This is a genomic window from Neisseria sp. P0021.S005, from assembly GCF_051956955.1.
The window spans coordinates 1-1,664 of record NZ_JBQCWY010000670.1; the positions used below are offsets into that span (position 1 = coordinate 1).

Annotated in this window: 1 protein-coding gene and 1 pseudogene; both read left to right on the plus strand. The window is 51.9% G+C overall.

The window, feature by feature from the left end:
* Positions 1 to 824: serine/threonine transporter SstT (gene sstT / locus ACTHUE_RS18150; protein ID WP_440424110.1), on the plus strand; the 824-nt coding region annotated here is incomplete at its 5' end.
* A gap of 227 nt (positions 825 to 1,051) precedes the next feature.
* A pseudogene (locus tag ACTHUE_RS18155) lies at positions 1,052 to 1,664 on the plus strand (multidrug ABC transporter ATP-binding protein); the annotation flags it as partial.

The window sequence follows — 1,664 nt, forward strand, 5'->3', positions numbered from 1 at the left end:
ATTTGGTGGCCAACCCGATTAACGCGCTGGCCAATGCCAACTATATCGGCATTTTGGCTTGGGCTTTGGTATTGGGCGCGGCTTTGCGCCATCACGGTTCGGATACGACCCGCCAAGTGGCGGCCGATTTGGCCGATACCGTTTCGACCGTTGTGAAATGGATTATCCGTTTTGCGCCGCTGGGTATTTTCGGCTTGGTGTCTTCTACCATTGCGGAAACCGGTTTTGAAGCGCTTGCCGGTTATATGCAGCTGTTGGCCGTATTGCTCGGCTGTATGCTGTTTATCGCTTTGGTGGTCAACCCGATTATTGTGTGGACGCAAATCCGCCGCAACCCTTTCCCGCTGGTGTTTACCTGCCTGCGTGAAAGTGGCGTGTATGCCTTCTTTACCCGTTCTTCCGCCGCCAATATCCCTGTGAATATGGCATTGGCGAAAAAACTGGGTTTGCACGAAGACACTTACTCCATCTCCATTCCATTGGGTGCGACCATCAATATGGCCGGTGCGGCAATCACCATTACCGTTTTGGCGATGGCTGCGGCGTACACGCAAGGCATTACGGTTGACTTCGCCACTGCCCTGCTGCTGAGCCTGGTGGCAACTGTCAGCGCGTGCGGTGCATCCGGTGTGGCCGGTGGCTCGTTGCTGCTGATTCCTTTGGCGTGCAGCCTGTTCGGTATCGATAACGATGTGGCCATGCAGGTGGTTGCCGTCGGCTTCATCATCGGCGTGATTCAAGACTCTGCAGAAACTGCGTTGAACTCTTCCACCGACGTTTTGTTTACTGCCGCTGCCGATTTGGGCCGTCAACGTAAAGAGTGATTTTTAAGGGCAACCTAAATTCAGCAAAGGCCGTCTGAAAACTTTCAGACGGCCTTTGTTTTATGCAAAGAAAATGGATTTTTAGATGGTCAAGCCGATAGATTGGTTTGATCGGACTGACGGTATCCGCTGTCATCAGTCGGATTTTTCCCGTAAAATACAGTCTTGAATGTATTTGAACACCTCTTTTCAGACGGCCTGACCGTCTTATCACATTTGTAAAAACAATGATTAAAAAAATATTCTCATGGTTCGAGTCCCGCATCGACCCTTATCCAGAAGCCGCGCCGAAAACGCCAGAAAAAGGGTTGTGGCGGTTTATTTGGAGCAACATTGAAGGCGTGCGCAAATGGATTGCCGTGTTGGCCGTATTTACGGTCGGTGTCGGCATCATGGAAGCCTTGATGTTCCAATTTATGGGCAAGGTGGTCGACTGGCTCGGCACTTATACGCCGCAAACGCTTTTTGTTGAAAAAGGCCATGCTTTAATCGGCATGATGGCCATGGTGGCATTTTTTGCCGTTTGGACCTTTTTCGCGTCCAGTGTGCGCCTGCAAACCCTGCAAGGCGTGTTCCCCATGCGCCTGCGCTGGAATTTCCACCGCCTGATGCTGGGTCAAAGCCTGGGCTTTTATCAGGACGAATTTGCAGGACGCGTGTCCGCCAAAGTGATGCAAACCGCGCTGGCGCTGCGCGATGTCGTGATGACCGTCGCCGATATGGTTGTGTATGTGCTGGTGTACTTCATCACTTCCGGCGTGATTCTGTCCTCATTCGATGCCTGGCTTATCGTGCCGTTTATCTGCTGGATGATTGGATTCGCGATGATTATGCGCTTCC